This is a genomic window from Pseudoalteromonas sp. APC 3694 (assembly GCF_030407565.1).
In the GTDB taxonomy this organism is placed as follows: domain Bacteria; phylum Pseudomonadota; class Gammaproteobacteria; order Enterobacterales; family Alteromonadaceae; genus Pseudoalteromonas; species Pseudoalteromonas tetraodonis.
In genome coordinates this window covers 25518-48480 of sequence record NZ_JASDDE010000031.1, presented here as the reverse complement: position 1 = coordinate 48480, position 22963 = coordinate 25518, and the positions used below count along the sequence as shown (strand labels likewise).

21 protein-coding genes and 1 pseudogene are annotated in these 22963 nt (G+C 38.9%); 19 read left to right on the top strand and 3 right to left on the bottom strand.

Annotated features, from left to right (window positions below; all coding sequences use genetic code 11):
* Positions 1 to 394 precede the first annotated feature (394 nt).
* Both QMA00_RS11825 and QMA00_RS11820 read right to left on the bottom strand, forming a co-directional pair.
* Positions 395 to 1054, bottom strand: a complete 660-nt coding sequence (locus QMA00_RS11825; RefSeq protein ID WP_290157374.1) for a hypothetical protein — start codon at positions 1052 to 1054, stop codon at positions 395 to 397.
* Positions 1055 to 1106: 52 nt separating this feature from the next.
* Positions 1107 to 1238 (bottom strand): hypothetical protein, encoded by a 132-nt coding sequence (locus tag QMA00_RS11820; protein ID WP_055014250.1) that lies wholly within the window; start codon positions 1236 to 1238, stop codon positions 1107 to 1109.
* 187 nt (positions 1239 to 1425) lie between these two features.
* Between QMA00_RS11820 and QMA00_RS11815 the strand changes: the two genes are divergently transcribed.
* The 12 genes from QMA00_RS11815 (at position 1426) to QMA00_RS11760 (ending at position 17361) form a co-directional block, all read left to right on the top strand.
* Positions 1426 to 1596 carry a helix-turn-helix domain-containing protein gene (locus tag QMA00_RS11815; protein WP_290157370.1) on the top strand — a complete coding sequence of 57 codons (171 nt, stop codon included), beginning with the start codon at positions 1426 to 1428 and terminating at the stop codon, positions 1594 to 1596.
* A gap of 13 nt (positions 1597 to 1609) precedes the next feature.
* Positions 1610 to 2533: a restriction endonuclease gene (locus tag QMA00_RS11810; RefSeq protein WP_290157367.1), complete on the top strand. Its 924-nt coding sequence runs from the start codon at positions 1610 to 1612 to the stop codon at positions 2531 to 2533.
* Between the two features lie 9 nt (positions 2534 to 2542).
* The gene (gene hsdR, locus QMA00_RS11805; protein WP_290157366.1) at positions 2543 to 6001 is read left to right on the top strand and encodes a type I restriction-modification system endonuclease; all 3459 of its coding nucleotides are present in this window, start codon (positions 2543 to 2545) and stop codon (positions 5999 to 6001) included.
* A 141-nt stretch (positions 6002 to 6142) separates the two neighbouring features.
* Positions 6143 to 7654 (top strand): N-6 DNA methylase, encoded by a 1512-nt coding sequence (locus QMA00_RS11800; RefSeq protein ID WP_290157364.1) that lies wholly within the window; start codon positions 6143 to 6145, stop codon positions 7652 to 7654.
* Entirely contained in the window at positions 7651 to 9324 is a 1674-nt protein-coding gene (locus tag QMA00_RS11795; protein ID WP_290157362.1) for a restriction endonuclease subunit S, read from the top strand. Before QMA00_RS11800 ends, QMA00_RS11795 begins: the two co-directional genes overlap by 4 nt.
* Complete coding sequence (locus tag QMA00_RS11790; RefSeq protein ID WP_290157361.1) at positions 9321 to 10916, top strand: AAA family ATPase; 1596 nt, start codon at positions 9321 to 9323, stop codon at positions 10914 to 10916. The genes QMA00_RS11795 and QMA00_RS11790 overlap by 4 nt, the downstream gene beginning before the upstream one ends.
* Positions 10917 to 11795, top strand: coding sequence for a hypothetical protein (locus QMA00_RS11785; protein ID WP_290157359.1), 879 nt, complete (start codon positions 10917 to 10919; stop codon positions 11793 to 11795).
* 279 nt (positions 11796 to 12074) lie between these two features.
* Positions 12075 to 12692, top strand: coding sequence for a transcriptional repressor LexA (lexA, locus tag QMA00_RS11780; RefSeq protein WP_008114166.1), 618 nt, complete (start codon positions 12075 to 12077; stop codon positions 12690 to 12692).
* Positions 12693 to 13185: 493 nt separating this feature from the next.
* Positions 13186 to 14328 carry a cytochrome c oxidase subunit II gene (coxB, locus tag QMA00_RS11775; protein ID WP_290157351.1) on the top strand — a complete coding sequence of 381 codons (1143 nt, stop codon included), beginning with the start codon at positions 13186 to 13188 and terminating at the stop codon, positions 14326 to 14328.
* Positions 14328 to 15920: a cytochrome c oxidase subunit I gene (gene ctaD / locus QMA00_RS11770; RefSeq protein WP_028834828.1), complete on the top strand. Its 1593-nt coding sequence runs from the start codon at positions 14328 to 14330 to the stop codon at positions 15918 to 15920. The genes coxB and ctaD overlap by 1 nt, the downstream gene beginning before the upstream one ends.
* The gene (locus tag QMA00_RS11765; protein WP_013466139.1) at positions 15920 to 16450 is read left to right on the top strand and encodes a cytochrome c oxidase assembly protein; all 531 of its coding nucleotides are present in this window, start codon (positions 15920 to 15922) and stop codon (positions 16448 to 16450) included. Before ctaD ends, QMA00_RS11765 begins: the two co-directional genes overlap by 1 nt.
* A 35-nt stretch (positions 16451 to 16485) precedes the next feature.
* Positions 16486 to 17361 carry a cytochrome c oxidase subunit 3 gene (locus tag QMA00_RS11760; protein ID WP_138626739.1) on the top strand — a complete coding sequence of 292 codons (876 nt, stop codon included), beginning with the start codon at positions 16486 to 16488 and terminating at the stop codon, positions 17359 to 17361.
* Here QMA00_RS11760 and QMA00_RS18960 read toward each other — a convergent pair.
* The gene (locus tag QMA00_RS18960; RefSeq protein ID WP_081485455.1) at positions 17264 to 17572 is read right to left on the bottom strand and encodes a DUF2909 family protein; all 309 of its coding nucleotides are present in this window, start codon (positions 17570 to 17572) and stop codon (positions 17264 to 17266) included. The genes QMA00_RS11760 and QMA00_RS18960 overlap by 98 nt on opposite strands.
* A 14-nt stretch (positions 17573 to 17586) precedes the next feature.
* On the opposite strand from QMA00_RS18960, the gene QMA00_RS11750 reads away from it, so the two are divergent.
* The 7 genes and pseudogenes from QMA00_RS11750 (at position 17587) to QMA00_RS11715 (ending at position 22606) form a co-directional block, all read left to right on the top strand.
* Positions 17587 to 18315 (top strand): SURF1 family protein, encoded by a 729-nt coding sequence (locus QMA00_RS11750; RefSeq protein WP_262976918.1) that lies wholly within the window; start codon positions 17587 to 17589, stop codon positions 18313 to 18315.
* A 3-nt stretch (positions 18316 to 18318) separates the two neighbouring features.
* Complete coding sequence (locus QMA00_RS11745) at positions 18319 to 18813, top strand: hypothetical protein (protein ID WP_013466136.1); 495 nt, start codon at positions 18319 to 18321, stop codon at positions 18811 to 18813.
* Positions 18814 to 18825: 12 nt separating this feature from the next.
* On the top strand, positions 18826 to 19815 hold the full coding sequence (locus tag QMA00_RS11740) for a COX15/CtaA family protein (protein ID WP_290157347.1): 990 nt from the start codon (positions 18826 to 18828) through the stop codon (positions 19813 to 19815).
* A 12-nt stretch (positions 19816 to 19827) separates the two neighbouring features.
* Complete coding sequence (gene cyoE, locus QMA00_RS11735; protein WP_290157346.1) at positions 19828 to 20757, top strand: heme o synthase; 930 nt, start codon at positions 19828 to 19830, stop codon at positions 20755 to 20757.
* Positions 20754 to 21371, top strand: a complete 618-nt coding sequence (locus QMA00_RS11730; protein ID WP_138626736.1) for an SCO family protein — start codon at positions 20754 to 20756, stop codon at positions 21369 to 21371. The genes cyoE and QMA00_RS11730 overlap by 4 nt, the downstream gene beginning before the upstream one ends.
* A gap of 217 nt (positions 21372 to 21588) precedes the next feature.
* Positions 21589 to 22193, top strand: a pseudogene (locus tag QMA00_RS18955) (ISAs1 family transposase); the annotation flags it as partial.
* Positions 22194 to 22270: 77 nt separating this feature from the next.
* Complete coding sequence (locus QMA00_RS11715; protein ID WP_212746075.1) at positions 22271 to 22606, top strand: hypothetical protein; 336 nt, start codon at positions 22271 to 22273, stop codon at positions 22604 to 22606.
* Positions 22607 to 22963 lie beyond the last annotated feature (357 nt).

The following is a 22963-nucleotide window of genomic DNA, read 5'->3' as shown; positions in this document are numbered from 1 at the left end:
TATTAGGTGATCGGCTTAGATAGTATTAGGTGATCGCGATGCATGAGAATATGCAGGTGTAATTTTATAGATATAAAAATAATTGTATGGCGAGGTTTTAAGAAGAAAATTACGGGTGAATTTGAATTCATAATAAAAGCCAGCGGTCACGTAAGTAACGGCTGGCTTTTCTGCCCACCCTTTCCCGTATCACATGTTATATTTCGGCTGATCAGAAGTACCTTTGGCCTAGCTTCTTTCAAAGCAATAACAATGTGCTCCTAAAATGTTCGAATAGCGGTGTGCTAGCAAACTGGCTAGTCACATGGCTTTACCAAATTGGTGCTTCAAACAGTTGTGGTTTCCCACATGTTTTGGCGTTGAGGTGCCAACTTCCTATTTGGGTTTCTTAAACTTACCAAACAGCAGGGTATTCAACAACCCCATCAACAGCAAAGCCATGATTTAGCAAAGCCTGTCTAGTAATGAATGGTAGAGTATTCGCGTCACTTGGGTATTCAGCTAGGGATTTTTCCGCATAGTTATCCATAATGCTTAATAATTCAGATAACTCATACTGTTTTGAAATGGTTGAATCCCATATTGCATCTTCAACCATTGATTCTAACTCTACATTGGAATTTTGAAATGCTAGGCGACTCTGATAAACAATTCTAAACTTGTTTTCACCTTGATGATGAACTACAAGTTTTTGCTGCGGGATCTTCTTAATTAGTTTGTACCCTGATCTTCTAGGGTCATAAAATACTTGATTTAAAACAACCTTCCCTTCAACTTTATGGAAAGTCTTTTTCTTGGTTTCTGGATCAATGCACCAATAAACTCGAAAAGAATTTCGTCTTAATTTATGACCGTAAATTTCAAGCAAAGGTTTTAACTGCTGCTCAGTGCCTTGTTTAGAGCCACTCTTCCACCCACTCACAATTGATTGTTGAACCCTACAGGCATCTTTAATTTCATTTTGAGTCCAACCATCATTTAGTGCCAGTCTTATTAGCTGCTTGGTTTGTTTGAATTTTCTCTTATTCTTTTTTGAGTTTGTTGTTGCTTCCATAAATATCCTTAAAATGAAGCAGATGATTAATCACCTGCTTCTCCATTCCTAGTTACTTTTTCTGGTTTGGATTCATCTGCTTACCTCGGTTACCATGTACTTTAGCATTAGCAGGGTTATTTCCTGAAGTGCCTTTATTATTATTTGCTTGATTCGCTTTGTGATTACTATTTTGATTAGACATTATTTTCTCCTCATTGATTGTCTGCCTAAATCATATGAAATTAGGAAAAAACAAAAACTGATAGTTTAATGATAATTAGTGATAACCAATGATATTTTTAAATCATCACACAATGCTTGCTTACTGATTTCTTGTTATTTCCTCAATTTTCTCATATTGTAATTAGGTTCCTTTTTGAGATGGTCCAATGACAGACGAAATATTAACGATTCAAGAGGTTGCAGCATACCTAAAGTTGAATGAAAAAACGGCTTATCGTCTTGTAAGTAAAGGTAAGCTTCCCGGCTTCAAAGTGGGTGGTTCATGGCGGTTTAAGCGTGTCGATTTAGATAAATGGATTGAAGAACAAAAACAATAAATAAGGATATGGTGTGATCCCCAATTACCAACAATTTATGCGTCCATTCTTACAAATAGCAAATGACGCTAACGGCAATGAAGTAAAACTCCGTAATGTAATTAATCAATTAGCAGATCAATTCGGTCTAACTGATGAAGAAAGATCAGAAACGTTACCTAGTGGTCGGCAAAGCATACTAGATAACCGAGTTGGTTGGGCACGTACTTATTTAACAAAAGCTGGTCTGTTAGAAGCCACCCGCAGAGCGCATTTTGTGATTACTTCTCGTGGTAAAGAGGCTTTGTCTGAAGATGTTGACATTAACAACGAATACCTGAAAAAGTTTGATGAATTCATCGTTTTTAAACAAAAAAGTAATGATGGAGTAGGTACAGAAAATAATTCAGACAACATAGAGCATGAAGAATTATCAACACCAGATGAAATATTAAGAGCTGCTTATAAAAAAGTTAATGAAGCGCTAGCCCAAGATATACTAGAACGCACCCGTAAAGTTACCCCTGATTTTTTTGAAGATTTATTGATCGAGCTTTTAATTGCTATGGGTTACGGTGGCGCTGGTGAAGGTGCTGCTCATGCGCTAGGTAAATCAGGAGACAATGGTGTCGATGGTGTTATTGATCAAGACCCTCTAGGTGTAGATCAAATATATATTCAAGCTAAGCGTTATGCCGAAGGCAATAACGTTGGTGCTGGCGATATCAGAGACTTTTTTGGAGCACTAAACCTTAAACGTGCGCAAAAAGGTATTTTTATCACAACGTCAGATTTCACTTCATCAGCACAAGACACGGCAAATAATCTTGGTACACGCATTGTTTTAATTAATGGTAAAGAGCTAGCTAAGCTCATGCTTCGCTATAACATCGGTAGTCGAGACGAAGATGTATTACATATTAAAAAAATTGATGAAGACTTTTTTGAAGGATTTTAAAGGAAGATTATGGAACACATCAGTAATTTTGATTTTTTAAAAAAGCACCAAGATTGGTTATATAAATTAGCCGAAAGCGCTGAACTCAATTTTTCTTCAGATCCAAACACTTCACTTATAAAAATACGACAATTAGGTGAAGCTATCGCGCAATCAATAGCTGCTCGTATAGGTGTCGAATCAGGTAACAATGTTAAACAAATAGATCTTCTCAAAGAGCTTGATTATAACTTACGCTTAGATGATAACGTCAGAGACGCTTTTCATACTATTAGAAAGCTAGGTAACACAGCTACTCATAATTTTGATAGCACGAGCCACCGCGATGCGTTAAAAGCAATAATGGTTGGGCACGCATTAGCTATGTGGTTTCATGTCACTTTTGGTGGTAGTGCTGCCAAAGGGTTTAAAATAAAGAAATTTTTAAAACCGCAAGACCCTTCCGAATATGTTCGCTCACTTGAAGAGCAAGTTGAACAATTAAAAACCGAATCTCAACGTAGTTCTGAACGAATAAAAACCGCAGAAAAACTTAGTCATATTGAAGCCGAAAAAGCTAAAGCGGAGCGTGAAAGAGCTGAAAGAATGGCAGCAGACCGAGTTGTGTGGGAGCAAATTGCAGAAGAACATGAAGTAAAGCTAGCTGAATATAGAGCCAAAATGGACGCAGCTAATATTGAATATTTCATGACGTTCCAAGCTAAACCTAAAGAAGAACAAGCCGAAGAACTAAAGCGTATTGAAAAATCACTGTTTGAGATGGATGAAGCGGAAACTCGTGTAATCATAGATCAGCAATTAGTTGATGCTGGCTGGGAGGCCGATACCGTAAATATCAGGTTTGCTGATAGAATTATTCACGGTAAAAAAATACCGGGTTCTAGACCTGAGCCAAATAAAAACAAAGCAATTGCAGAATGGCCTACTGCTTCAGGCCCTGCTGATTACGCCTTATTTATTGGCATGACCATTGTGGGTGTTATCGAGGCAAAAAAAAATGCTAAAAATGTGTATGGAGCCATTGATCAAGCCAAACGCTATGCAAGAGGTATTGATAATCTTCCTGAAGATATAGAAATCACTCAATATGGAGAATTTAATGTTCCTCTTACTTTTGCAACTAATGGCCGTAGTTATTTAAAGCAATTAGAACAAGAAAGTGGTATCTGGTTCTTAGATGTTCGAGATAATACTAATCGCCGTAAAGCACTCAAAGGTTGGTATTCACCTCAAGAAATAAAAACCTATTTACGCCAAACACCACAGCAAGCGAATGCTGAACTTGATGAAATGGGCTTTGACTATGAATTAAAACTTCGTGATTACCAGCAAAAAGCTATCTTACAAGTTGAAAAAGCGATTAAAGATGGCAAAGAACGAGCAATGGTTGCGATGGCAACAGGCACAGGTAAAACTAAAACTTGTATCGCTCTTGTTTACCGTTTATTAAAAGCTGAAAGATTTCGCCGTATCCTATTTCTTGTTGACCGAAGTGCATTAGGTGAGCAAGCGACTGTCGATTTTGGCGAAGTAAAAATGGAAAGTATCACCAACTCCTTTGCTGATACATTCGAAGTGTTAGGTATTGAACCAGACAAATCAGCTATACCATTTCCAGAGGATGATACAAAAGTTCATATCGCAACCGTTCAAGGGCTTGTAAAACGTATCATGTACCCGTCAGATAATGATGCAAAGCCGGGTGTAGGCCAATATGATTGTATAGTTGTTGATGAATGTCATCGCGGCTATCTGCTTGACCGAGAACTAAGTGATACGGAAATTAAATTCCGCGATCAAAAAGACTATATGTCAAAATATCGGGCAGTTATTGAATATTTTGATGCGTTCAAAGTTGGATTAACGGCTACACCAGCATTACATACTAAAGATATTTTTGGTGATCCAGTTTTTACTTACACATATACAGAAGCAGTAATAGATGGGCATTTAGTTGATCACCTTCCGCCAATACGAATCCATACAAAACTCAACACAGATGGCATTAAATATGAGATCAACGAAGAAGTTCAAGTGTATGATCCTCAAACTCAGCAACTAGAGCTGATCAATACACCAGATGAATTAAACTTTGACGTTGCACAGTTTAATCGTAAAGTCATAGCACCAGAGTTTACTAAAGAAATATGTCGCTGGCTTATCGAAAGTGATTCTTTAAATCCATACTCTCAAGAAAAATCCTTAATATTCTGTGTTACCGATAAACACGCAGATGACGTAGTTGAAGCGTTAAAAGATGCGTGTGAAAACTATTTAGGTGAAGTTGATGATGATGCTATTCAAAAAATCACAGGAGCATCCGACAAGCCTCTTGAAAAAATACGCCGATATAAAAACGACAGACTCCCTAATATTGCCGTTACGGTAGACTTGCTCACCACTGGGGTCGATGTTCCAAAGATATGTAACTTAGTCTTCTTGCGTCGTGTCAACAGCCGTATTCTATTTGAACAAATGTTAGGTCGTGCAACTCGAAAGTGTGATGAAATATCTAAAGAACGTTTTCGTATTTTTGATGCGGTAGATATCTACAAACAGCTCGAAAAAGTTAACAGCATGAAGCCTGTTGTTACTAAGGTTGATATCACCTTTACTGAACTGGAAAGTGAAATCAAAGACAGTCCAGATCCAAAACTTCAGCAACTAGCTAAAGACCAGTTTCTAGCCAAATTACAAAGTAAAAAGAAATACCTTTCAACTAACCAACATTCAGACTTTGAACGAATTGTAGGTAAGCCTCCTCAAGAATTTGCACAAGAATTGAAAAACATGACAGTGCAAGACGTTGCAGATTGGTTTGTGAATAACCCCGGCTTAGGTGAATTGCTAGATATGAAAGTTAAAGGCACGGGTGGTAACAATAAAGTGGTTATTTCCACACATGACGATAAAGTTACTGGCACCTCAACTGGTTACGGTAGTGGTCAAAAGCCTGAAGACTACCTTTTATCTTTTAACAAATTTATTAATGCTAATAGTAACCGAATGGTCGCCATTCAAACTGTTATTCAACGCCCGTGGGAATTAACCCGCGATAGCCTTAAACAGCTTGCGCTAGAGTTAGAGAAAAATGAATTCCGAGAAGAAGACCTTAAGGTAGCTTGGAAAGAAGTCAAAAACGAAGATATTGCCGCCCGTATTATCGGTTTTATTCGTCAAGCTGCATTAGGTGAGGCTCTTGTCCCTTATGAGCAACGTGTAGATAATGCACTGGCTAAAATACTTAACAGTAAGCCTTGGAAAACACCACAGCGAGAATGGTTAGAAACCATTGCAGGACAAATAAAGGCCAACATTGTTGTTGATGAAACTAACCTAAATGAAGGCATATTTAAACAAATAGGCGGTATAAAGCGGGCCTCTAAATTATTTGAACAACCTATTACCGATATTTTGAACCAATTTAATAGATCTATCTGGTCTGAGGGTGAACAACAATCGGCTTAATCCGATATAATAGCGTTTTATTATTTAAATATAGTTTTGGCGGCAGGTGGCTAAGTCTTAAAGCTTTCTAAAAAGAGAAGCGAGCCTGTTTAAAGTTAAGTAAAGCTAAATACAAATTAACGAATTTATAAGTAGAAACTAATGAGCACACAAGACCTAATTAACAAACTCTGGAATTTATGTAACCTGTTGCGAGATGACGGTGTAACTTACCACGAGTACTTAAACGAATTAACCTACTTAATATTCTTAAAAATGGTTGAAGAAACAGGGCAAGAAGAGCTTATCCCTGAGGGTTTTCGTTGGTCTGACATTGAAGAGTTTAATGCGGTAACTCGTTTAGAAGAATATAAAAAGTTACTTATCCATCTAGGTTCACACGGCTCACTAATAACCAAAGCAATTTTTGCTGATGCCTCAACCTGTATCAGAAAGCCAGCTACCTTAAACAAGCTAGTGACTGAAATTGATAATCTTGATTGGTACTCTGCTAAAGCGGAAGGCTTAGGCGACATGTACGAAGGCTTATTAGAAATAAATGCTAGTGAGAAAAAGTCAGGTGCAGGTCAATACTTTACCCCGCGAGTACTCATCGAAGCTATGGTTGAATTAATGAAACCGAATTTAGATGACGTTATAGTAGACCCGACAGCCGGAACAGGCGGCTTCTTAATTGCTGCACATCATGAGCTTAAAAAGCACCACGACATTAAAACCCTTGATGAAAATGCTTACGATAAATACCAGCACGGTACATTCTTTGGCATGGAATTAGTACCCGACACTCGGCGCTTAGCCATGATGAATCTAATGTTGCACGACTTGGCGATAGACGATGATAACGCAGGAGTGCTATATGGCGACACGCTTTCTAATGAAGGTAAAAATTTACTCCCTAAAGCGAGTTTAATTCTTGCTAATCCACCTTTCGGCACCAAACAGGGAGGTGGTATACCTACCCGTGATGATTTAGTACATTACACTTCAAATAAGCAACTCGCCTTTTTACATACCATGTATCACAGTATGTTAAAACCCGGTGGGCGTGCGGCAGTGGTATTGCCAGACAACGTTTTGTTTGAAGGTTCAACAGGCCGTAAAATTCGTAACGATTTAATGGAAAAATGTAACCTTCATACGATTCTTAGGCTACCTACGGGAATCTTTTACGCCGCTGGTGTAAAAACCAACGTACTGTTTTTTGATAAACCTACAGATATAAATCAAGATAAAGGCAACACCAAAAAAGTCTGGGTATATGACCTTCGTGTAAACATGCCGCAATTTGGTAAACGAAACGTTTTAACCAAAGACCACTTTAAAGAATTTTATCAAGCTGTAGGTAGTGATTTAACCGAGGTAGATGATGCTAAACGGCAAGCTTTTATTGATAACCACCAAGACGGCAGTGAAATTGGGAATGTGGATACGTGCCGACTAAGAGCGTTTACCCGTGAAGAAGTTGCAGCTAAAGAAGACTCCCTCGATTTAGCATGGATACGTGATGACAGTATCGAAGATGCAGCTAACCTGCCAGAGCCAGATGTATTGATCAACGAAGCCATTGAAGAACTAGCGGCAGCAATTACTGACCTAAAATCTATTTTAGTGGAATTAGATGCAGCGGTAGATACTGAAGAGGTTTTAGTATGAGTCAGTTACCTAAAAACTGGAAACCTATTCAATTAAAAAACTTACTCTCCTTTGTATTAGGTGGCGATTGGGGTAAAGATCCTGATTATCAGGATGATGATTTTGATACTGTTTTTTGTATCCGAGGAACAGAGTTTAAGAACTGGTCTAGAGAAAAAGGTATAACCAGCGTAGAGCGTAAAGTAAAAAAAACTAGTGCTCAAAAGAGAGAGCTTCAGCTTGGCGATATTTTGATAGAAATATCAGGCGGTGGCCCAGATCAACCAGTTGGAAGAACTGTATTAATCGATGAGGATGCCCTAAAACATAGCCCAGATTACCCAAAAGTTTGTACCAATTTTATACGATTAGCTAGGCCAAATGACACGATAGATTCAAGATACCTCAATTATTATTTAAGAAGTTTTTATGCTTCTGGCGAAGTAGTTAATTACCAAGGTGGAAGTAATAACCTACGTAATTTGAAGTTCAAAGAATATGAAACTATCAAGGTGCCTGTTGCACCACGATCAGAACAAAAGGATATAGCAGATAAGCTGGATTCAGTATTAGCCAAAGTTGAAACAGCGCAAGCACGTCTCGATAAAATCCCAACCATTTTAAAGCACTTCCGCCAATCCGTCCTTACAGCAGCCACCTCAGGTGAACTCACCAAAGACTGGCGTGAAGGAAAAAGATTTTGTTTTGACGAAGTATCATTAAAAGAAGTTACAGGTATAGATATTGGACACGCATTCAAAAGTAAAGAGTTCGAAAGTGATGGAGTTAGGTTACTTAGAGGACAAAATATTGAACCCGGATCTTTAAGGTGGTCTGAAACTAAATACTTTCCAGAAGAGAAATTGGAAAAATATGCTCATTTATTTATAAATAAAGGGGATATTATTTTAGCTATGGATCGGCCAATTGTTAGCGCAGGTTTAAAGTTAGCTAAAGCCAAAGCTAGTGACCTACCATGTGTTTTAGTGCAGCGAGTCGCTAGGTTTAAACCTAGCAGCAAGATATTAAATGACTTTTTGTACTACTCCCTTTTAGCTCCAAGTTTTAGTAATTATTTACTGCCAAATCAGACTGGTAGTGACATACCACATATTAGTGGAAAACAAATATTAGAATACAAGATAAAGTTACCAAAAACAGAGGAACAAATTGAAATAGCTAGGCGACTAGAAGAATTCATGATTTACGCTGCTGCAATTGAAAAGCAATACAGAGCAGCAAAGCTTCGTGTCGATAAAGTGACTCAATCAATACTAGCAAGAGCATTTAGCGGAAAGTTATTTTCACCTATATCTGAAGATGAAAGAGAAGAAGTTGAAGTACAAGCGCAGAATTCAAAGTCAAAGCAGACAAAGACTGAAAGAACAGAAATAGCTCAGGAAAATACGAAAGCCCAAGCTGACAAAATTGCGTATAACCTTAGATCAAAAATCAAAGTAGATTCCACTCCCATTATTGAGGATAACCCAGAACAAACTGGCGAAGTCTTCACGCTTCTAAAAAGTAAAAGCAAAGGCATATCTGCTCAGGCATTATTTGATGAGTTATCTGACAATACTTTCAGCGCTATTGATGATCTTTTCAGTGAGTTAAAAAAGCTTATTGAACAAAAAATGGTTATTCAAGCTGGTGAAGGTGACAACAGTACTTTTAAGGTGACTAACAAGTGAAGGTAGATTTTTTAAAAATCAGGGATGGCTTTAAAAATATCCACAACTTAGCAATAGATTTTGACGATAAAGAGCTATTAACGGTTCTTATCGGTAGAAACGGCTCAGGAAAATCGAATGTTATTGAAGCCTTAGTTCGTATTTTCAGGGCATTAGATCTTGGAGAAGAACTAGCGCCTTTTAGCTATAAATTAATCTATTCATTAGGCGCTAATAATGAAAAGCGCATTGAAGTTGATGCCTCACCAGATTATGGCACTACTCCTCATCAACAACACAAAATAAAGGTTTCGATTAAGCAAGCAGATAATAGCTATTCGAAACTTGAAACAGTGGCTCTGTCAAAGGTCAAGCGAGATAAAAATGGGGCTTCCGAGTACTTACCTCAACACCTTTTCGCTTATTACTCGGGGCCAAGTGATAGGTTAGAAGATTTGTTTAAAACACATAGAAACAAGTTTTATCATAAGCTTTTGTATAACAAAGTAAAAATTGAAGATGAAGTTCGCCCTTTATTTTATGCAAAACCCTATCACAGTCAGTATGTATTGCTTGCATTCTTCTTAAACCAACAGCAGCGTGTTGGCCGTGAATTCTTAGCTGAACAATTGGGTATAAAAGATTTTCATTCTGTTCATTTTGTATTTCGCAGGCCTGAATGGGGGAAAAATAATAAGAGAGATATCTTTTGGGGCGCTCGTGGCGTAGTTCGTGACTTTTTAGACAGGTTACTTCCTTATAGTTATGGACCAGTAAAGTCGACAAGAGAAGAAGCAACATCGTTAACAGGTAAAGGCGTTGCAAATGAATTCGTACATTTGTTTTTACCCGATATATACGGTTTAAAAAAAGTAGCTAAAGGCCTAAAGCCGAAAGACTTTTTTAAAATGCTAGAAAGTACATTACTTTCTGAGCTTATTGATAGCGTAAATATCAAAGTTAAATTACATAACGATGAAATTGTCAGCTTTAGTGAATTAAGTGAAGGTGAGCAACAGTTATTAACCGTATTAGGTCTTTTAGAATTTACTGTTGAAGATGATTCATTGTTTTTATTGGATGAACCAGATACTCACTTAAATCCAGCATGGGCGGCCAAGTATCATACTTTTCTTAAACGCTTTATACCGAATCAAAAATTCTGCCATATCTTAATGGTAACCCATCACCCACTAGCGATTGCTGAATTAGATAAAAAGCAAATACAAGTAATACGTAATAATACCGATGGCTTGTCGATAGCTGAAGTACCTGCTGAAAGCCCAATAGGAATGGGCGTTAATGGCATACTAACCAGTGACATGTTTGGTATGGCAACAACGCTAGATAGACACACAAGCGGTGTTATTGAGAAACGTAGAACGTTACTTGAAAAAGAGACTTTAAGTGAAAATGAAACCAAAGAATTAAGAAAACTAAATGGTTCGTTAGAGCGGTTAGGATACGGCTATACCCACCCAGATGAAGATTATAGGCAGTTCCTTATCGCTAGAAAAAGAGCAATGGACGATTTAGACTCGAAAGGTATAGATGATACGCAGTATCGTTTGAATATTATTGAAAATATATTAAAGACAAAAGGACTGGCTTAATTGCGACATATAGACATTAATTTAATTGATGCATGCAAACCTGTTAACTGGGATGTGGATGCTAGACAATGGTTAACTGAAGTTAGGAATGCACAGGACAAGTCAGCAGAATTTACGCGGCTTGGTAGTAAATGGTCACCATTTAAGGACAACTTTATTAATCAATTTGGTGATAAATGTTGGTATTCAGAAGTACCAAGGATTAACACTGATTTCAATGTTGATCACTTTCGCCCCAAGGGTGCTGTGAAGAAAGCCAAAAAGACTTATGCCATGAGAGTGGTAGGTGGACAATCACAAAAACATTCTGGCTATTGGTGGTTAGCATTCGAGCCAAAAAATTATCGATATTCATGTCAATACGCCAATCAACCAAGAGATAATGGTGGAAAACATGATTACTTCCCACTTCAAGATGAAAGCACCAGAGTATGGAGTCAATGTTCGCTAACAAACCATAATGCTGAAGTTCCTGTTCTTATCGATCCATGCGTACTTGCCGATGTTCAATTATTCTCATTTGAAAAATCTCCCGGTATGGCACACTCAAGATTCGACCAAGCAACTGATAAAACAAAATACGAAAGAGTACGGACGAGCGCCAAATGCTATAACCTAAATCACAAAACGGTGAAAGGTAAACGACTAGAAGTAATCACATCTGTTCAGCAAGACTTAAAGCTACTAGAAAGCATTCATGGATTACCGCAGGCGAGTAAACAAGCTATGCAGGTCCATGTAAACAACGCTGAAAATAGACTGGTTGATGCTTGTGATAGAAAATCCCCATTTTCAGCCGCCGCAGTAGCTTTTGTTAAGCCTAAAAAAGTAGAGCCTTGGTTGGCTAATATTTTAAATAGGTTAGATCTCAGTGATTGAGATCTAATAACAGGAAATAAAGAACCCAATTTTTAGCCTTGTTTGATTTAATGCTTAGTTTAAGTTGTGCGCGCCTTACTGCATTTGAGAATTGTAACTTAGCAAAAAGAATGATTAATAACTGTGTGAAGCTGGCGTCAACCAAGAGATTCACCCATTTGGAAAAAAATTCACTGAATCTGAAACCTACAACGGCATATAAGGCATTAATTTATATTTGCGATTTTTAAATAACTGTATATACTCACAGTTAATTGTACTGTATGGAAAACCAGTTGTATGCGACCATTAACGAAACGCCAAGCGCAAATACTCGAACTCATTAAAGTGTTTATTAAAGACACTGGTATGCCTCCTACACGTGCCGAAATTGCACAAACACTGGGTTTTAAAAGTGCAAATGCTGCAGAAGAACACTTAAAAGCATTGGCCAAAAAAGGTGTTATTAAAATGAAGCCAGGCGCGAGTCGCGGAATTCAGCTTGTTGAAGAAGAGGAGCCAGAGCAGTTAGGCTTACCTTTAATTGGCAGGGTGGCTGCCGGTGAGCCAATATTGGCGCAACAGCATGTAGAAAGCCACTGTAAAATTGACCCTTTAATGTTTAAACCTGCGGCCGATTTTTTATTGCGTGTTAACGGTATGAGTATGAAAGACATTGGTATTATGGATGGTGATTTACTTGCTGTGCATAAAACCCAAGTTGCCGAAAATGGACAAGTTATTGTTGCCCGTGTTGACGACGATGTAACCGTGAAGCGTTTAGAAAAAGCGGGCAGAAAAGTACTCTTACATGCTGAAAATGATGAGTTTTCAGCTATTGAGGTTGATTTAGAAAATGAGTCGTTCAATATTGAAGGCTTAGCGGTAGGTGTTATTCGTAACGCTGACTGGATGTAGTATTAAAGCATAATTTAGCGCTTAATGGTGATTAGGCGCTGGGTTTGTTAGCAGCACAATGTCTAACTTATCAAATGTATGACTATATGTTGTTAAGTGCTCCCCCTATCATAAATAAAATCACTAAATACTTTATAAATAAACAAATTTACTCTGCTTTTTTAAGTTAACAATTTTTTATATTTCTATCCTGTAATTTCAATACACCCCTTACTAAACCTGACTCTTAGATTAATTGCCTGACTAGTTGCTATTTTTTTAGCTGCGCATTTTAAAAAATTCACCTTGTCTATTTTTCATACTCACCTTGCTTATTGTTTATTTTTTAACTAGTTATTAAAGAGCTGGAATAAAAATAACTCACAGCTTAGTCGTTTTGAGAACACACATTTACTAAATCCAGCACCCTTATAAAAAATAAAAATAACGAATAGGCGTTTAAGCCGTATGCCTCTTCGCTTTGCGTCAGCAATAGCATCAAAGGAGCCGTCACATGGGTAAGCTGAGTTCTTCCTTGTGGCTTATATTGTTTGTTTTTTCGCAGAATGTGCTTGCTAATAGCCAATATAATATGCGTAAAGGCGTAACCGATATAAGTAATAATGTATACCAACTGCACATGACTATTTTTTTAATATGTTGTGTGATTGGGGTGATCGTGTTTGCCATTATGTTTTGGGCACTCATTCATCATCGCAAATCTAAAGGGGCTGTCCCTGCCCAATTCCATGAAAGCACCAAAGTAGAAATACTGTGGACTGCGATCCCTTTTGTCATCTTAATTGTTATGGCCATTCCTGCGACTAAAACTTTAATTGCCATGGAGGATGCCAGCAAAGCTGATCTCACCATTAAAATTACAGGCTCACAGTGGAAGTGGCATTACGAATATATGGGAGAGGACGTTGAGTTTTATTCCATGCTAGCTACCCCTCAAAATGAAATAACTAATCTTGCTGATAAAAACCCGAATTATTTACTCGAGGTCGATAAACCGCTGGTACTACCAATTAATCAAAAAGTACGTTTTTTAATGACTTCAGATGATGTTATTCACTCATGGTGGATGCCTGACTTTGCCGTTAAAAAAGATGCAAACCCTGGGTTTATTAACGAAACATGGACCAATATTAATGAGGTTGGTACTTACCGTGGGCAGTGTGCAGAGCTTTGCGGTAAAGATCATGGTTTTATGCCTGTTGTAGTAGAAGCTAAAACAGAAGAAGACTTCAAAACGTGGTTAGCAGAGGCTAAACAAGCCAAGCAAAAAGCAGCTGAAGCAGACGCTGCGTTATTAGACCAAGTTGTACCAAAAGAAGAGCTGATGGCGCTTGGTGAGCAGGTTTATATGGCGAGCTGCGCGGCGTGCCATCAGCCAACAGGATTAGGCTTGCCGGGTGTTTTTCCGGCTCTTAAAGGCAGCCCAATAGTCATAGGTGATATCAAAGGGCATATAGATATTTTGCTCCACGGTAAACCGGGTACGGCTATGCAGTCTTTCGCAAAGCAATTATCAATCAAGCAAATAGCAGCTGTTATTACCTATAAACGCAACGCGTGGGGTAATGACACTGGTGATGTAATTCAACCGAGCGAGATACAAGCGGCACTGGATGCTGATGGGGAGGCTAAATAATGAGTAGCATTGCAGAACAACCTAATACCAATGAGGCTCATCATGCCCATCAACCTGCCACAGGCTTTAAGCGCTGGTTATTTACAACCAACCATAAAGATATAGGTAGCTTATATTTAATTTTTTCACTCACCATGTTTTTGATTGGTGGAGCAATGGCCATGGTTATTCGGGCTGAGTTATTTCAGCCGGGTTTACAATTGGTTGATCCTCACTTTTTTAATCAAATGACCACAGTGCACGGTTTAATCATGGTGTTTGGTGCAGTAATGCCTGCATTTACTGGATTGGCAAACTGGATGATTCCGTTAATGATTGGTGCGCCAGATATGGCATTACCGAGAATGAACAACTGGAGCTTCTGGATTTTACCATTTGCGTTTTTGATTTTGTTAGCGTCATTGTTTATGCCTGGTGGCGGTCCTGCATTTGGTTGGACCTTTTACGCGCCGCTTTCCACCACTTATAGTAACGACAACACAGCAATGTTTGTATTTGCTGTGCATATTATGGGTATTAGTTCGATTATGGGGGCCATTAATGTGGTGGTCACCATAGTAAATATGCGTGCTCCGGGTATGACGTGGATGAAGCTGCCGTTATTTGTGTGGACATGGTTGATCACGGCGTTTTTACTTATTGCAGTTATGCCGGTACTTGCTGGTGCAGTTACTATGGTGCTCACCGATAAATACTTCGCGACCAGTTTCTTTGATGCCGCTGGTGGTGGCGATCCGGTGATGTTCCAACATATTTTTTGGTTTTTTGGTCACCCTGAAGTTTATATTATGATTTTGCCTGCCTTTGGCATTATTTCTACGATTGTTCCCACCTTTTCACGTAAAAAACTATTTGGTTATGCCTCTATGGTGTATGCCACCTCCTCCATTGCCTTGTTGAGCTTTATTGTGTGGGCGCATCATATGTTTACCACTGGTATGCCCGTGGCGGGTGAGTTGTTTTTTATGTACGCGACTATGCTGATATCGGTACCTACCGGCGTAAAAGTATTTAACTGGGTAGCGACTATGTGGCGCGGGTCTATTAGCTTTGAAGTGCCAATGCTGTTTAGTATCGCATTTATTGTGTTGTTTACTTTAGGTGGTTTTTCGGGGTTGATGCTAGCGATTACACCTGCCGATTTCCAATATCATGATACCTATTTTGTGGTTGCACACTTTCATTATGTACTCGTAACGGGCGCGGTGTTTTCTATTATGGCGGGGGCTTATTATTGGCTGCCAAAATGGACCGGAAACATGTTCAATATTACCTTAGCAAAATGGCATTTTTGGTTGTCGTTAATAAGTGTAAATGTGCTGTTTTTCCCAATGCATTTTGTTGGGTTAGCCGGTATGCCACGCCGTATTCCAGATTATGCGCTACAGTTTGCTGATTTTAACGCCATTATTAGTATAGGTGGGTTTGCCTTTGGTTTATCGCAATTATTATTTGTGGTGGTTGTGTATAAATGTGCAAAAGGGGGCGACAAAGTGCCTGCAAAAGTTTGGGATGGAGCTGAGGGGCTTGAATGGGAAGTTGATTCACCTGCGCCTTATCATACGTTCTCAACGCCGCCGGACATTAAATAATGACTCACTTGCCGTTATTAAAAAAGTTGGTGGTGATTTGCATTGCAATGTTTGCATTTGCATTTGCCATGGTCCCTTTGTATGACGTGTTTTGCGATATAACGGGGCTTAATGGTAAGCCCTCGTTAGAGCAGGCACAGCAAAGTACCTTGGTCACTGAAAATAGAGAAGTCAGCGTTAGTTTCACTACGCATGCGCAAAGTGGTGCGCCTTTTGAAGTTAAATCTAAAGAGTACAGTGTAGATGTAAAGCCTGGGGCCATGCGTGAAGTTAAGTTTAGCGCTAAAAATAATAGCAATGAAGATAAAGTAATGCAGGCTATACCGTCGGTAGCACCAGGAAAAGCGGCCAAGTATTTACACAAAATAGCGTGTTTTTGCTTTGATCAGCAACCGTTAAAGGCAGGTGAAGAGCTGGAGTTTACATTATTGTTTTATGTAGATACTGAATTACCCAGTGATGTAGAAGAGTTAACCCTGTCTTATACCGTATTTGATATTAGCGAGCGGCTAGTAGCCAGTAATAACTAGCTTATAAAACTAGTGAAAAACTAGGAGCAAATAAAATGAATCAAAAATATGAACATTATTATGTACCAGAGCAAAGTCCATGGCCCATTATAGGGGCGGTTGCGTTGTTTTTTATCGCGGTAGGCGCAGCCTTAACCGTAATGGATATGGGCAAAGAGGGTGGTAATGGCGTTTACTTGTTATACGTAGGTATAGCTGTACTACTTTACATGCTGTTTAGCTGGTTTAAAAATGTCATACACGAGTCTGATCAAGGGCTTTATTCTGCACAAATGGACCGTTCTTTTAGGCAAGGAATGAGTTGGTTTATTTTTTCAGAAGTGATGTTCTTCATGGCATTTTTTGGCGCATTATTTTATGCCCGCATGTTCTCTGTGCCTTGGTTAGGAGGTGCGGATAACAACGCCATGACAAATGAAGTATTGTGGCCGACGTTTGAATCCATGTGGCCATTGCTAAATACCCCAGGAGGCACTACGACCCAAGCGATGGGCTGGCAAGGGTTGCCGCTTATCAACACCCTTATTTTGCTGGCCTCGTCGGTAACTTTACATTTTGCCCATGTGGCGATGGAAAATAATAAACGTACCCTACTCAAAGTATGCTTGGGAGCGACCATTTTACTCGGAGTGTGCTTTTTAGGGCTGCAGGTAGAAGAGTATATATATGCTTATAACGATCTTAACTTAACCCTTGATGCGGGCATTTATGGCAATACCTTCTTTTTGTTAACCGGCTTTCACGGCATGCACGTCACCTTAGGAACAATTATTTTATTGGTGGTGTTTTTACGCATTATGAAAGGACATTTCACTAAAGATAAGCACTTTGCCTTTCAAGCTGCAGCTTGGTACTGGCATTTTGTTGATGTTGTTTGGCTGTGTTTGTTTGTATTTGTGTATGTGCTTTAGTGATTAAGGGGGACTGATTTGCCGTAATAAAACCAAGTTTTAGTGCGGCAATCACCATCACTAATACCACAACAGAAAATAACACCCGACGCCCTAAAAAGTGAGACATAGGGCGTCCATTGGTTTTCCCTGACACCATAATTAATAAAGCACGAAATAAATTAAATAATATAAATAATAACAGTAGAACAATAATAATTTTAATAATCACTGGATTTTACCCTTATGCAGTTAGTTGTATTTAACAAACAAAAGCTTAGCTCAATAATAACAATTTGCTTGGTTGTTATTGTGGTATTGGTTTGTGTGCGACTAGGGTTTTGGCAATTACAGCGAGCAGAACAAAAGCAACAGCAGCTTAGTGCCATTGAAAATATACAACAACATGGCGTAATGAGCTGGGCAGAGTTACAACAGCTGCCAAAAGAGTGGAACAAAACCGGTGTATTGGTTTCGTTAAATGGTTATTTTGACACTAATAATTATTGGTTGCTTGATAACCAAATCTATAATGGTCAGGTTGGTTACGACTTACTGGCATTATTAAAACTGTCTGATGAATCACGCTTTTTGTTAGTGAACTTAGGCTGGGTAAAAGCAGAACGTTCAAGAGAAATCCTACCAAACGTAACAATACCTAGTGGTAAATTTACGTTAACGGCACAAATTAAAGAAGATAATTTAAGTGGCTTTACCTTAGCCAATAACAATACTCAGTCGGATTTAGCCAAACGAATTCAAATCATTGATTTACAAGCATTGAGTAGCCAATCTAATCGCCCTTTAGTGAATTTTATGGCTTACCGCCAAGGTCAAGCTGATGAAATTGCTGCCCCTCATTATGAAGCCGTTGTTATGAGTCCAGAAAAACATTATGCCTACTCAGTACAGTGGTTTTTAATTGCGATTGCCTGTGTTGTAGTCGCTATTTTTGCAAGCAGGAAGAGGAGATAGATAATGAAAAATAAACCCCTGTTACTCTTTGCTGTGTGCTGCGCTATTCCCTTAGTGCTGGCTTACAGCGCGTTAAAACTTGATTGGCTACCTACAGCAATTACTAACCATGGTGAATTTTTAGAGCGTGAAATTAAGCTAGACAATTGGGCGCAGCATAACCCTAAGCAATGGACCATCGCTTTAAATTATTCAGCACAATGCAAAGCGTCTTGCACAGAGCAATTAGCCGCTTTAGACAATTTATATGTTGCCCTTGGCAAAAACCAACACAAAGTTGATATGGCTATTATGGGACAGCCTGAGCTAGTTACAACGCGTTGGCATGTTATTGATGAGCAACAGCAGTTAAAACCTGCCAGTTTGTATTTAATCGATCATATGGGGCTAATTGTACTGGAGTATCCATTTAGTTCTCAACCACAAGAAAACCGTTTGATCCAAAAAGGGTTATTAAAAGATCTAAAAAAATTACTCAATTACTCTCGTTCGAGCTAAGTAGAGGATGCTATGTATAAAAATTATAAAAATTTGGTATTAGCAACGAGTTTATTCGCATTAATTGTGGTGGCTCTGGGCGCATACACGCGTTTAAGTGACGCAGGGCTTGGGTGTCCCGATTGGCCTGGTTGTTATGGCTTTTTAACCGTGCCTAAACACGAAGCAGAGATTGCACAAGCGATTCAAAGTTATCCCGATATGATATTTGAAAAAGCAAAAGCATGGAAAGAAATGATCCATCGCTACTTTGCAGGCTCGCTTGGGGTATTAATTTTAGTGTTGTTTATTTTAGCTTTTCTAAAGCGTCAGTACCCAACCACGCCTGTAAGGTTGCCTATGATATTGCTGCTGCTTGTTATTTTTCAGGCCGCATTAGGTATGTGGACGGTTACTATGAACCTACAGCCGCTTATAGTTATGGGGCATTTGCTCGGAGGATTTAGTATTTTAGCGTTATTAACGCTATTGTATTTGCGTCTGACCAGCCAACCTATTACGGGTGGTGATGCGGGCGCAAAACCTCACTTTAAATTAAGCCTCGTGGCATTAACGGTACTGATTTTACAAATCGCCCTTGGTGGTTGGCTAGCGGCTAATTATGCGGCTCCACATTGTAATGGCTTACCGCTGTGTAGTTACGCTCAGCCTTTTTCATTCAGTAGTGTCTTTCAGCTCCCCCTTGAGCACAGTAATTATGAATTTGGTGTGTTGTCGCAACAGGCGCGTATGTCTATTCATTTACTGCATCGAATATGGGCCTTAGTTACTTGCATTGTTTTAGCCTTGGTGATGTGGCGTATATACAGTCATGCCTATTCGCAAAAAATTAAAAGCTGTACGGTGAGTGTGTTAGTGGCGTTATTCTGCCAGATAGCTTTAGGGTTAGCCGTGGTGCATTTTCATTTTCCGTTAGGCGTGGCACTGGCGCATAACTTAATGGCTGCCATACTGTTATTAACTATGGTTAGGTTATGTTATTACCTAAAAGTACGTATTTAGAGGGGAATGATTATGGCACTTACAATTAATAAAAAAGCAATGCAGCCCGTTTACAGCGCATCGTTATTGACTAAAAGTTACCACTTAATCCAAGATTATTTGGCAATAAGTAAATTTAAAGTAGTGGCTATGCTAGTGTTAACAGCATGGGTTGGCTTAGCGCTAGCCCCTGATGTTGGCAGAGGTGTTGGGGTTCAGTTCATCAGTTTATTAGGGATTGGATTACTCTCTGCGGCCGCCGCAGCCATTAATCATGTGGTTGATAGTGAAATTGATAGCAAAATGGCACGCACCCGCCATCGCCCTGTTGCTAAAGGGCGTTTAAGTAAATTACATGCACTGAGCTTTGCCACTGTGATTGGGGTTGCTGGGTTTATTATGCTAATGTTGTGGGCAAATACGCTCACAGCCATACTGACCTTATTTGCACTTGTTGGTTATGCGTTTATTTATACGTCATTTTTAAAACGTGCCACACCACAAAATATAGTTATAGGGGGATTAGCCGGTGCAATGCCTCCATTACTCGGTTGGGTGTCTGAAACAAATCAAATGGCGGCAGCCCCTTGGTTGCTGGTGATGATTATATTTACCTGGACCCCACCTCATTTTTGGGCGCTCGCCATCGCGCGTAAAAGTGATTATGAGCGGGCTAAAATCCCCATGTTACCGGTCACCCATGGTATCGATTTTTGTAAAACATGCGTGCTTGCATATTCGGTATTACTCGCCATTGTATGTGTGTTTCCTTATTTGATTGGCATGTCAGGGCTTATTTATCTAAGCGGGGCATGTCTTCTCAATATTGTATTTATATACAAAGCAATTAACTTAAAGTTTGCCGCCAAAGAAGACACTGCGATGGATTTATTTCGTTTTTCGATTATTCATTTGATGATACTATTTATCATCTTATTTATAGATAAATGGCTAGTTATATGAAGCAGTTATGGTGTGGTTTAGTTGTTTTTTCAGTACTCTTTTTATCAGCCTGTAGTGATAAAAATAATTTACAAGATCTTGATGCGTTAGTTTATGAAACCGCAAAGCCGTTATCTGATTTCTCGTTGAATGATCAACAAGGGAATTCAGTAACCAAACAGCAGTTTTTAGGTCAATGGAATTTAGTCTTTTTAGGTTACACAAGTTGCCCTGATATTTGCCCAATGACGCTAGCTAAGCTCAACAATGTCTATAAAAATTTGCAGGCTGAGTACCCACTACAAGTATGGTTTATATCTGTTGATCCTAAACGTGATATTGCCCAAAAACGTAAAGAGTACATAGATTACTTTAATCCAGATTTTTTAGCTGTGTCAGGTGAGCATAAAGACTTATTTCCATTTGTCCGCGAGCTTGGATTAATTTACGCAATTAGTGATAGTAATGAATCAGACTATGCGGTGGATCATAGTGCATCTGTTGCCCTTGTTGATGGCAGTGGCGCACTAAGAGCTATTTTTAAGCCTGAATTTAAACAAGGTGATGTGCCTTTGGTTAATACTACAAAATTAACCGCAGAATTTATTGAAATAGCCGAACACTACAAAAACTAGCTTTTAAAGGTTTTACGATTTTAAAGGGGCTTTATGCCCCTTTTCGCGTTTTTTATTAACGGTTTTTAATTGGCTGGTTGTTTTTTAGTCGTTTTTGTGGCGTTTTCATTATCTCGCTCTAAGCTTTTGTTATGGATTGAGTTGATAAGGAAAAGCTTAAAAAATGCTTAAACTACCAAACGAACTTTCAATTGTTCATGTTGAAGTTTTACATCAAGATAAAAAGTCGAATGAAATAACAACGTTACCAACACTTCTAGAGTTACTTGAGATAAAAGGGTGCTTAGTCACAATTGACGCCATGGGGTGTCAAAAATCAATTGCAGAAAAAATAGTGAGCAAAGAAGCTGATTACCTTCTTGCAGTGAAGGCAAATCATAAAGGACTCTTGTCGCAAATAGAGGGGGCTTTAATACCGGAGATAATACGAAAACGTCTAAAGGGGTTTTGTTTAATGAAGCAGATTATCAAAAAAACAGAGAGGAGTTTAGGTGTTGTGCAGTGCGCCATGACGTAAGTAATTTATCAGAAATGATACACTGGGAAGGGGCAAAAACAGTGGGTGTTATTGTTTCCTACAGAAAGGAAAAAGGTAAAATAAGCAATGAGTTATCTTATAGATATTATATCAGTTCAGCACATTTAACGGCGGAAGAATTGGCAAGGTCAGCGCGGCAACATTGGCAGATAGAGAACGGATTACATTGGCGTTTAGACGTAGGGTTTAAAGAAGATGAGTGCCGAATTAGGCGCGAAGGTGCAGCGTCTGTATTTGCAGGGCTGAGGCATATCGCCTTTAATCAATTAAAGGCAGAAACCAGTTTTAGTAAAGGGATGCCAGCAATGCAGAAGAAAGCGATGCGCAGTATAGCTTATCTTGAAAAGGTATTGAATTTATAGTGTTTTTTCATGCTCTTGTGGCCCCCGAGCGTTGGGTTGGTTACTTGGAGCGCGCGTCTGATTCTTTGAAAGTTACTCAATTGTCCTCATATGGCATCCGTGTTTCACAGGGGGCTTCTGCGAAAATTACAGTGAATGGCATAAAAGACATTAGAGATGATTTCAGCACTATCATTTCAGATAAGCGGTATTTGGTTGATAGCGTGAAATTTAAGGCTGAGTTTGGCAGTTTGGAGTTATTATGTGAGTTGACTAGGCTGGGTGTTTGTCGCTTAAAGTCTGCTAATGTCAACTTTGTGCTCGACAAGCTCAGAGAGGCTTTAGAAGGGGTATAAATTAGTCAGAAATCGCAGTGGCACAACAAAATAACAAGAGGGCAAGTTAAGCCCCTCTCCCTCATCCGAATAGAAAGTTCATGATTTCCAATTCACGAAAATTGCGGAATTTTTCAATTCTAACTTTTGAAATATGCACTTCGGGTATCCTAAGCATCTGGGTTGCTAGATCGCCAAAGGTTTATCTGATAAAAGTAAATAGACACCATATCCCTAGACTTAGGACAATCCAGTAATTAATCAACTGAGCATATACTGATTCATTATAAAAATTGGGGTAAGTAAGGTCTTTTGAAGGTGTAATAAGCATTAGCTCTAAATGATTTTTGGGCAGATATGAGTTAAACCGGAAAGGCA

Excerpts from the sequence above, each read along its gene's own strand:
- QMA00_RS11730 (WP_138626736.1), top strand. The coding sequence starts at position 20,754 with ATGAAGCAGTTATGGTGTGGTTTAGTTGTTTTTTCAGTACTCTTTTTA.
- QMA00_RS11760 (WP_138626739.1), top strand. The coding sequence starts at position 16,486 with ATGAATCAAAAATATGAACATTATTATGTACCAGAGCAAAGTCCATGG.
- lexA (WP_008114166.1), top strand. The coding sequence starts at position 12,075 with ATGCGACCATTAACGAAACGCCAAGCGCAAATACTCGAACTCATTAAA.
- QMA00_RS11745 (WP_013466136.1), top strand. The coding sequence starts at position 18,319 with ATGAAAAATAAACCCCTGTTACTCTTTGCTGTGTGCTGCGCTATTCCC.
- cyoE (WP_290157346.1), top strand. The coding sequence starts at position 19,828 with ATGGCACTTACAATTAATAAAAAAGCAATGCAGCCCGTTTACAGCGCA.
- QMA00_RS11815 (WP_290157370.1), top strand. The coding sequence starts at position 1,426 with ATGACAGACGAAATATTAACGATTCAAGAGGTTGCAGCATACCTAAAG.
- QMA00_RS11740 (WP_290157347.1), top strand. The coding sequence starts at position 18,826 with ATGTATAAAAATTATAAAAATTTGGTATTAGCAACGAGTTTATTCGCA.
- QMA00_RS11795 (WP_290157362.1), top strand. The coding sequence starts at position 7,651 with ATGAGTCAGTTACCTAAAAACTGGAAACCTATTCAATTAAAAAACTTA.
- QMA00_RS11800 (WP_290157364.1), top strand. The coding sequence starts at position 6,143 with ATGAGCACACAAGACCTAATTAACAAACTCTGGAATTTATGTAACCTG.
- hsdR (WP_290157366.1), top strand. The coding sequence starts at position 2,543 with ATGGAACACATCAGTAATTTTGATTTTTTAAAAAAGCACCAAGATTGG.
- QMA00_RS11825 (WP_290157374.1), bottom strand. The coding sequence starts at position 1,054 with ATGGAAGCAACAACAAACTCAAAAAAGAATAAGAGAAAATTCAAACAA.
- QMA00_RS11820 (WP_055014250.1), bottom strand. The coding sequence starts at position 1,238 with ATGTCTAATCAAAATAGTAATCACAAAGCGAATCAAGCAAATAATAAT.
- QMA00_RS11750 (WP_262976918.1), top strand. The coding sequence starts at position 17,587 with ATGCAGTTAGTTGTATTTAACAAACAAAAGCTTAGCTCAATAATAACA.
- QMA00_RS11765 (WP_013466139.1), top strand. The coding sequence starts at position 15,920 with ATGACTCACTTGCCGTTATTAAAAAAGTTGGTGGTGATTTGCATTGCA.
- coxB (WP_290157351.1), top strand. The coding sequence starts at position 13,186 with ATGGGTAAGCTGAGTTCTTCCTTGTGGCTTATATTGTTTGTTTTTTCG.
- ctaD (WP_028834828.1), top strand. The coding sequence starts at position 14,328 with ATGAGTAGCATTGCAGAACAACCTAATACCAATGAGGCTCATCATGCC.